The 8,758-nt window shown below is 57.7% G+C and carries 9 protein-coding genes; 4 read left to right on the top strand and 5 right to left on the bottom strand.

Annotation, left to right across the window (positions count from 1 at the left end; genetic code table 11):
* Positions 1-10 precede the first annotated feature (10 nt).
* The 3 genes from E1297_RS06495 to tenA all read left to right on the top strand — a co-directional run bounded on the left by E1297_RS06495 (position 11) and on the right by tenA (position 1,576).
* Positions 11-406 carry an SUF system Fe-S cluster assembly protein gene (locus E1297_RS06495; protein ID WP_155135442.1) on the top strand — a complete coding sequence of 132 codons (396 nt, stop codon included), beginning with the start codon at positions 11-13 and terminating at the stop codon, positions 404-406.
* Positions 407-514: 108 nt separating this feature from the next.
* Positions 515-898, top strand: coding sequence for a Fe-S cluster assembly scaffold SufA (gene sufA, locus E1297_RS06490; protein WP_155135440.1), 384 nt, complete (start codon positions 515-517; stop codon positions 896-898).
* A 9-nt stretch (positions 899-907) separates the two neighbouring features.
* Positions 908-1,576, top strand: a complete 669-nt coding sequence (gene tenA, locus E1297_RS06485; protein ID WP_368669473.1) for a thiaminase II — start codon at positions 908-910, stop codon at positions 1,574-1,576.
* A 12-nt stretch (positions 1,577-1,588) separates the two neighbouring features.
* Here tenA and E1297_RS06480 read toward each other — a convergent pair whose 3' ends face one another.
* From E1297_RS06480 to E1297_RS06460, 5 genes are all read right to left on the bottom strand, one after another.
* Positions 1,589-2,230 (bottom strand): TetR/AcrR family transcriptional regulator, encoded by a 642-nt coding sequence (locus tag E1297_RS06480; RefSeq protein ID WP_196223221.1) that lies wholly within the window; start codon positions 2,228-2,230, stop codon positions 1,589-1,591.
* A 156-nt stretch (positions 2,231-2,386) separates the two neighbouring features.
* Positions 2,387-4,366, bottom strand: coding sequence for a Fe(3+)-hydroxamate ABC transporter permease FhuB (gene fhuB, locus E1297_RS06475; protein ID WP_155135436.1), 1,980 nt, complete (start codon positions 4,364-4,366; stop codon positions 2,387-2,389).
* On the bottom strand, positions 4,363-5,244 hold the full coding sequence (locus tag E1297_RS06470) for an ABC transporter substrate-binding protein (protein ID WP_155135434.1): 882 nt from the start codon (positions 5,242-5,244) through the stop codon (positions 4,363-4,365). Before E1297_RS06470 ends, fhuB begins: the two co-directional genes overlap by 4 nt.
* A complete protein-coding gene (locus E1297_RS06465; RefSeq protein ID WP_155135432.1) occupies positions 5,234-6,040 on the bottom strand; it encodes an ATP-binding cassette domain-containing protein in 807 nt (268 codons plus the stop codon). The genes E1297_RS06470 and E1297_RS06465 overlap by 11 nt, the downstream gene beginning before the upstream one ends.
* A 56-nt stretch (positions 6,041-6,096) precedes the next feature.
* Positions 6,097-8,343: a TonB-dependent receptor gene (locus E1297_RS06460; protein WP_155135430.1), complete on the bottom strand. Its 2,247-nt coding sequence runs from the start codon at positions 8,341-8,343 to the stop codon at positions 6,097-6,099.
* Between the two features lie 148 nt (positions 8,344-8,491).
* Here E1297_RS06460 and E1297_RS49745 point away from each other — a divergent pair.
* Positions 8,492-8,758: hypothetical protein (locus tag E1297_RS49745; RefSeq protein ID WP_209015673.1), on the top strand; the 267-nt coding region annotated here is incomplete at its 3' end.

Genomic DNA, 8,758 nt, shown 5'->3' with positions numbered 1-8,758 from the left:
AAGGTTCGAGATGGAAAATACGGCCACCATCGACCAAACGGCAATTGGCGACGAGCTGCAATCGGAAATTGCGGGGGCTTCAGCCATTCCGGCCGAAGAGCTGGAGCGGCTGACGACCGACATTATCGGCGCGTTGAAAACGGTCTACGACCCGGAAATCCCTTGCGATATCTATGAGCTCGGCCTGATCTACAAGGTCGATATCGAGGACGACCGGTCGATCAACATCGACATGACCCTGACCGCACCGGGGTGCCCGGTGGCAGGCGAGATGCCCGGCTGGGTGGAAAACGCGGTCTCGTCCGTTGCCGGTGTCGGGCCGGTCAATGTCGACATGGTATTCGACCCGCCCTGGACGCCTGACCGTATGTCGGACGAAGCCAAGGTTGCGCTCAACTGGTATTGAGCGAACAACAAGGTTTGAAGGGGGCGTGGACACGGCCTCTTTTGACCCCTAACTTGAATTCCTATATCAAGTTCAGAACGGATCACGCTTCTGAGCACAGAGGACATCATGACCGCTGCCCGGAAATTTCAGGTAATGACGCTGACGGACGCTGCTGCAGAGCGCGTTCAGGAACTGGTTGAAAACGCGGACGGCGAGGCAATCGGCCTGCGCGTGGGCATCAAGAAAGGTGGCTGCGCGGGAATGGAATACACCATGGATCTGGTCGGTGAGGCCAAGCCGGGCGACGACATGGTCGAGGACAAGGGGGCGAAAGTCTTTGTCGATCCCTCTGCCATGCTGTTTCTGCTTGGCACCGAGGTTGATTTCGAGGTGACCAAATTCCGTTCGGGCTTCGTATTCAGGAACCCGAATGAAGTTTCCGCCTGCGGCTGCGGGGAATCCGTTTCCTTGCAGGCAGCCGACCCGAATGCGTTGTCGCCTTCTGCCTAGGACATTTCAGTGAAACTATTTGAGCGTTTGAAAAACGACGCGGCCGTCGAATGGTCGGCCTATGTCGACCATGACTTTGTACGTCAATTGGGGACCGGAGATCTGCCCCAGCCCGCATTCCGGCATTATCTGGTTCAGGATTATCTTTTTCTGATCCAGTTCGCCCGCGCTTATGCGCTTGCGGTCTACAAGAGCCCGACACTTGCGGACATGCGCAATGCACATGAGGGCGTCAAGGCAATTCTGGATGTGGAGCTCGAGCTGCATATAGAGCTCTGCAGTTCCTGGGGCATGACCCGTGAACAGATCGAAAGCGCGCCGGAAGACACGCCGACAATGGCCTATACGCGTTTTGTGCTTGAGGCCGGGATGGCGGGAGATCTGCTGGATCTGCAGGCCGCGCTTGCGCCTTGTGTCATCGGATATGCCGAGATCGGCAAGGCGTTGGTTGAGGGCCATGGCGATTCGATCGGCGGCAATGGCTACAAACGCTGGATCGAGGAATATTCGGGCGAGATGTACCAGGCCCTGGCGGGTGATTTCGGGGGGTGGATGGACAAGACGTCAGAAGTCTATCTCACCGAGGCACGTTACGCGCGGCTTTTGACCCTTTTCAGAAAGGCGACGCAGCTTGAGGCCGATTTCTGGCAGATGGGACTGGATGCAGCCGACACTTGAGTTCTTCCCGACTCACGTGTTCAGGCTATCGATATCATAGACCTGCCGCATGACTTTTCTGCCCCACTTCAAAACGGCCTCGCGTTCGGGGTGGGAGGCGACTTGTGCGGCCGCGGCCAGACAGCCGACCGTGACGTGGTGCTGCAAGGTTGCCAGAACCTCCGCCTGTTCCGGCTGGATGGTCCGGCCGAATTTCTCCTGAAAGCCTACAATCCGCTTGAAGACGTCCTTCTGTTGCCGGGTCTCCAGAGCGACCAGCTCCTTCGTGCTTCCCATGGCTCGCAGCAATTGCCAGTGCCCGGGTGAATTGATTGTGTCATCGCGCGACAAACAGTCGAAGACTGCGTCTGACAGCTCTTCCAGACGCTCGCTGCCGTCAAACTTCTCACCTGTCTCGTCCAGAAGGCGGACGGTCTGTTCCAGCCACTGGCTGAACAGCTCGTAGAAAATCGCTTCCTTTTTCGGAAAGAACTGGTAGAGCGAGCCAATGCTGATGCCCGCGCGTTTGGCGATCTCATTGGTCGTGATCCGGTCTGCAGGTCCTTCATTGAGCATGGCCAGCGTGGTGTCGAGGATCAGCCGAACCTTTGCTTTCGAGCGTTCCTGCTGCGCGGCCTTGCGCTTCTCGACCGTATTTTTAGCGATTGCAGGCAACCTGCCACTCCCTCTCTCGTCTGACACTTGACCCTCTAGCATCAACCTTTGCGGCAATGAAGGCCCGATACACGTTATCAAGTGAATGAATCAATACGGCGCGTATCGGTCTCCGGATGGAACGGCCTGCGGTGTCATTTTAGCCAATGGAACATCTCAGCTGGCTTTCCGGCTCAACAGCAGCATCAGGAAAGGTGTGCCGACAAGGGCGGATATCAATCCGGCTGGCATTTCGTATGGGAAATATCCATAACGGCCAATCCAGTCCGCGACCACCATCAGACCTGCGCCCGCTGCAGCAGATGTCAGGATTTGTGAATGCGCTCCGGAAAACCCGAGCTGGCGGGCAATATGCGGAGCCATCAATCCAATGAAGCTCAACGGGCCGACCGACAGGGTCGCGGCAGCTGTCATCAGGCCTGCTATCAGGAACAGAACTGCGCGCGCGCGCCGGACCGGCACGCCAAGCGCGGAGGCTGGCCCGCCCCCAAGGTCGAGGAGGTTGATCCAGCGCGCCAGAGCAAGGGCCGCCACCAGCAGCAAACCGGCAGACAGCCCAAGAGCCGCGACACTGGATGTGCTCGCCCCGTAGGTGGAGCCGCTCATCCAGCGCAAGAGAAGCAGGGCCCTCAGGTCGCCCGTGGCTGCAAGCGCTCCGATCAGCGCATCGAGAAGGGCGGTCAGGGCGATCCCGGCCAAAACCATGCGTTCGGCCTGAAAGCCGCTCTTGCGGTTCATCATGAGAATGAGCCCCATGATGGCAATGGCTCCCAGCGAGGCAAAGCCGATCAGAGAACCGGTTTGATCGGGGCTGAGAAAGAAGACACCGAAGGCAAGCCCCAGCATCGCCCCGGAGCTTACTCCCAGAACTTCGGGGCTTGCCATGTCATTGCCCGAAAGCCGCTGAAGGATCACGCCGGCCACAGCGAGCAGGGCGCCTGCAAGAGCGGCACTCAGGACACGGGGCCCGCGCAATTGAAGCAGCATGTCCGGGGCCGGGTTGGCAACGATCCAGTCCCAGCCGCCGGCAAAGGTCCGGCCGAACGTGATGCTTGCAGCAATGACAAGCGCGAGCAGGAGCGCGCCGCCAACGGCCGTCAGAACCGGCGGCTGAGACCAGCGCTTCACCGGTTCTCCCCGCGGCGCGGTGGCTTGCAGGGATTTCGTCTTTCTCAGGAGCAGAAGCAGCAAGGGGCTTCCGAACAGTGCAGTCACTGCGCCGGTCGGAACAAAATTCGACAGGGGTCCGGCCAGAAGCTGAATGGCATTGTCGGTGAAAAACAGAAGCGCGCTGCCAATCAGGGTCGACCAGAGCATCTGGCTCGCGATTGTCCGGGCTCCGGCAAGACGTGCCAGCGCAGGGGCTGCCAGGCCGACAAATCCGATCACGCCGACCGAACTTGTCACGAATGCGGCCAGAGCAACCGCAAGGCCCACCGTGAGAGCCCGCAGCCTTCCGGGTTTCGCGCCAAGTGCGATGGCTGTCTCGTCACCGGCATTGAGTACATTGAGCGGCCGGACAAGAAAACCTGCAATCACCGACAAGATCAGCAGTTTTGGTGCAAGCGTTGCCGGGATCGACCAGTCTTGCTGGGACAGCGATCCGGCACCCCAGATGAACAGGCTGACCAGATACCGGTCGTTCAGCAGAACCAGCAGCGTTGCCGCCGCGCCGAAATAGAGGCTGACGACGAGACCTGCGAGCACAAGCGTCACCGGAGAAAAACTCCGCCGGGACACAAGAGCAAATACGAGCGCGGCGGCCGTCAGGCTTCCGGCAAGGGCGACCGCGTCCCGGCTGAGCGCGATCAGGGCAGGAGCGATCAGGGTCGCAAGCACAAGTGCCAGATGAGCGCCCGCCGATACGCCAAGCGTTGTCGGCGAGGCGAGCGGATTGCGCAGCGCAATCTGAAGAAGCACGCCGGACAGGGAGAGGGCTGCCCCACACAGGAGCGCCGTCGCCATCCGGGGGAGGACCGCGTAAAGCGCTATCATCCGCTCCACGTCATAGCTCTCGGAAATGCCGCCCAGGAGCGGCAGATATTGCGCGATCAGGAGCCAGCACAGGCTGCCCGCCCCGGCAAACAACCCGGCTGACAGCCAGGGCGCTCGATTGGTGAGGACGTGAACACTCATTGGCCCTGTCCTTCCAGATAATTCGTGATCAGACGCGCAAACCGGAGCGCGGACGGCACCATGCCAAAGGTCAAAACCGGCGGGAAGACCGTGAACCGTTCCTGTTCGACGACCGGCATCCGGCGCCAGATCGGGCTGGAGGCGAGGGTCGGCCTGATTTCGTCAACGATCGGTTCAAAGGCAATCAGATGCATGGCCGACGGTGCTTGGCGGGCCAGTTCCTCAAGCCCGACCGTTGCAAAGCCCCAGTAGTTTGTGGGACGCGTCCACGCGTTCGTCAGCCCCAGCCGGTCGAGAACATCCTGATAAAGGCCGCTCTTGCCGTAGACCCGGACGTGGCGGTTGTCCATGAAGTTGACCAGCGTGACCGGCGGGCGAGGGCGTTTTGCAAGCTTGTCGCGCATGGCGGAAAACTCCGCATCGGCGGTTTCAAGAAACCTTGCTGCGGCAGCCGGGCGTTCGGCGAGTTGGCCAAGGCGCCCGGTCTCGCGATAGGCATTCACAAGCGGTGTTCCGCTTTGATCATAGACCGACACCTTGTGGACCGGCGCAATGACGGACAGGCGCTTGCGCAAGCTGTCGGTATAGGGCGTGGTCAGGATCATGTCGGGTTTGAGGGCTGCAATCACTTCCAGATTGACGGCGAGATCCTGTCCCACATTCACAACACCTTCAGGCAGACCCGGCTCGACGACCCAGCGTTGCCACCGGTCGGCCGACTGGATGCCGACCGGGGGGGCGCCCAAGGAAATCAGGGTTTCGGCAGCCGCATAGTCCAGCGACACGATCCGGGGAGAAAAGCCGGCAAGGGCCGGAACGGTGGCGGATGCGGCAAGGCCTGCCAGGCCGCCGAGGAACAAGCGCCGGTCAATCGACATAGGCAAGGACTCCCTTGCCGGAAGGGTGGGGAACCACATTCATCGCGATCCCGTAAATGTCCTTGAGGGTCTGCGCGCTCAAAAGGTGTTCCGGCCTGTTGTCTGCAACGCACCGGCCCCCCTTGAGTGCAATCAGCCGGTCGCAATAGCGGGCGGCCATGTTGATGTCGTGCAGCACGACCACCACGGCGAGATCCCGTGCCCGGCTCAGGTTCCGGACCAGCGCAAGGATTTCGACCTGATGGGCTACGTCAAGGGCTGAAATCGGCTCGTCCAGCAGCAGGCATTTGGCGTCCTGGGCCACCATCATGGCGATCCACGCCCGTTGCCTTTCCCCGCCCGACAGGGTGTCGACAAGGCGGCCGGCAAGCGGTTCGATATCGGTGAGGCGCATGGCCTCTTCGGTCTTCAGGACGTCGGCCTTGCTGAACCGCCCGAAGGCGCCGTGCCAGGGGTAGCGCCCAAGAGCAACCAGTTCCCGCACCAGCAGGCCCCTGGCCGGTGGCGGGTCCTGCGGCAGATAGGCGACATTGCGGGCGAAGGTTTTTGCGTTCCAGCTGGCAATGTCGTTGCCCAACAGGCGGAGATCCCCGCTGATACCGCCGGTTTGCCGGGCAAGCGCCTTCAAAAGCGTGGATTTGCCCGACCCGTTGTGGCCGATCAGCCCGGTGACGGACGCTTTTTCAATCGACAGATCAGCGATTTGAACAAGGGTCTTGTCACCCGCCGAAACGGCGATTTGCCGCCCGCTATAGGCAAGATCCGGATTGCTGTTCTGGGTCGCCGCGCCAGTCATGAAGTACCTCTACAACTTAAAAAAATCTCACCGGCCGAAGCCGGTGAGGGGGATTTTTAGAATTTCAGGGAGTATTTCGCCGAGAAGGTCGTGCCGGGGCCTTTGATGTAATACTGGCTGTCACCTAAATAATTTGAATAGTATTGGTTGAGGACGGGAACGTAATTCGTGTTTGTGATATTTTCGACGCCGAGAGAAAGTTTGGATTTTTCGTTGATTTGAAGATCTGCAAATGCGTCAACGATAAAGTATGAGTCAATTTTGATGTCATTATTAGCATAAACATCGAAATATTTGCGGTGCCCAGAGTATAATCCCTGCAGTCTGAGATTTACCCAATCTGTTGGAGCATATTGTGCGTAAGCCGTCAGTTTCCAAGGTGTGATCCTGTCTGCGGTCAGGTCGGAGTCGTAAGAACCATCCGAATCGCTGTCGAACTCACCTTCCATCCAAGTCAGCGTGCCACCTAAGACAACTTGTTCAGTCACCTGATAGTTTGCCGTCGCTTCCACGCCCCAGATCTGTTCCGGTGACTGCCGGATATTCATGTCGGTGTCATAGGTCACACCGTTTTCAGACTGGTTGTAGAAACCCGTGATACTTGCATCCCAGGCCGATCCAGCAGCGCGGAGCCCGATTTCATAGCTATCGGTTGTTTGACCCTTATTTTCCAGCTGTGAGACGTTTGTGAAGGTTGGGTCATTGCTGAGTGCCCTGCCAAGATCTCCCAACTGGAAGCCTTGAGAGAAACCACCATACAGTGTGAAAGTGTCGTTGATGTTGAAGGAACCGGAAATGTTAAAGAGGGGCTCATTGAATGTTACTGATCCGCCTGTGACGTCCCTGAGCATTCCGTAGGGAAATTCCTCATCGCCCAACTTTACTTTTGTGAAGGATTGCGCGGTAAAATCGCTAATATCCACGGTCAAGTGTTCAAATCGAACACCCCCGGTAATGGATAACCGGTCGTCAAAAAAGCGCGAGTTCAATTGCGCAAATGGGGCGAAACCGGTCTGCTTGTAGTCTGGTGAATAGGTGGGATGATCGATTTCCACCTCTTTGGTCTGTTCGTAGATGAAATCCACCCCCCATACTAGGTCCAGTTCCAAAGCATCAGCTGTCAGGGGCGTGTCGAATGTTGCCCGCGCGCCGTATTTTTCAATCTCGGTTCTGACTTGGGGGTAAAGGCCGCTTTCATTTAGACCGAAATATGAAAGAGAAGATCCGATGGAAGAAAGATAGCTCAACAAAGCACCATCAACTCCCGGATAGTACCAATTCTGCGGAAAAGTTGTATCCGTATAATTGTAGTAGGCTTGAAGGTCGAATGTACCACCAAGAATGTCGTCGTTGGTGTAATTGGTCGAGACCGTTGTGTTTTCGGATTTTGGTGTTTGTGTGTAAAGTTGCTCTTTGCCAGCTACGGCGCTGGTATTTGTTGTGCTGTCGCCTCCATAGATCACACCTCCCCAGTCTGTATCCTGCCAGAACTGGTAGCGATTTACGCTGGCTTGAAATTTATGGGCCTCATGCTGGTATCCAACCTTTGCTAAAACATCATAATCCATGATGTCGTCCTTGCCACCCTGCGTTCCGAATGAGTTCGGCGGACGGCGCTCACCATCGGCGGTATAGGTAGAGCCTGTCTCCTGGAAACTGCCATTGATCAGATAGAAAAAGCCGTCTTTTGCGCCGGATGCTCCCAGCTCGGTAATATAGCTGAACGATTCGGTCAGATTGGACGGCGACGCCTTTACGCCAAGGCTCATATTGGCGTTAAACTCCCCGTCTTTCGGTTCCTTGGTGATGATATTCACGAGCCCACCGGGCGCCCCGAAACCATAGGCTGCCGTTGCTCCTCGGACCACTTCAATTTGTCCGATCGTGCTAGCGCTGATGTTGTTGAGCGACCGGCCGTAGTTCAGAAGGTTGCTGGTTTGTGGTACCCCGTCGATCAGGGTTAAGAAATTCCTTCCGCGCAATGTCTGGCCATAGTCTGACATCCCTTCGACCGACTGACTGAAACCGGGCACGGTCTTTGCGATGATGTCGCCGATATTGGTATTGATCGTTGTCTGTTCCGCGATCTGTTCTTCCGTCACAACCGACACCGAGACCGTTGCTTCGGAAATCGGGGTTTCGGTACGGGTGGCGCCCTTGACGACAATCAGATCGAGAAGCGTCGCGTCTTCGGTGGTGAGCACCGGTTGGTCTTCCAGTGTCAGATCCTGCGCGGACGCTCCTTGAACCGCCGCAAGAACAGCGGCTGTTACCAGCCCGGAATATTTCAGCATTTGCCCCATTTACCCGCTTTTTTCGAAACCGTTTCGGTTTTCAGATTGGCTTGTTGTCTGCGGGGTGATTATAAAACCTGAGTTTACGATGCAAGAATAAATATGAGTGAATGCTCATTTTTAGTGACGCAAGCCCGCGTTCAGTGGGGGCATCCGGTTGCCGCATCGCACGGCGTGGATACCGTCAGGTGGTCGTGTCGCACTGGCTGGAAAGGTTCTGCAGACCATGCCGGAAGCGATCAACCATGGCGGCAGTCCGGTCGTCGGCGTCGAGGGTTTCCCGCTTGCCGGTGAGGAATTTTCGCCGGCGCAGGCAATGGAGATCCACGCCGGGTCCATCAATCGGGATGATGTGCGCATGTTGTTGCAGATCCCCGGTGCTCGCCTCATTTCACCAGGTCCAGGTCCAGGTCCAGGTCCAGGT

The organism is Roseibium sp. RKSG952 (genome assembly GCF_009711355.1).
This window is presented reverse-complemented; position numbering and strand designations above follow the sequence as displayed.

Coding starts and splice junctions, on each gene's coding strand:
- E1297_RS06495 (WP_155135442.1), top strand. CDS start 11: ATGGAAAATACGGCCACCATCGACCAAACGGCAATTGGCGACGAGCTG.
- sufA (WP_155135440.1), top strand. CDS start 515: ATGACCGCTGCCCGGAAATTTCAGGTAATGACGCTGACGGACGCTGCT.
- fhuB (WP_155135436.1), bottom strand. CDS start 4,366: ATGAGTGTTCACGTCCTCACCAATCGAGCGCCCTGGCTGTCAGCCGGG.
- E1297_RS06470 (WP_155135434.1), bottom strand. CDS start 5,244: ATGTCGATTGACCGGCGCTTGTTCCTCGGCGGCCTGGCAGGCCTTGCC.
- E1297_RS06465 (WP_155135432.1), bottom strand. CDS start 6,040: ATGACTGGCGCGGCGACCCAGAACAGCAATCCGGATCTTGCCTATAGC.
- E1297_RS06460 (WP_155135430.1), bottom strand. CDS start 8,343: ATGGGGCAAATGCTGAAATATTCCGGGCTGGTAACAGCCGCTGTTCTT.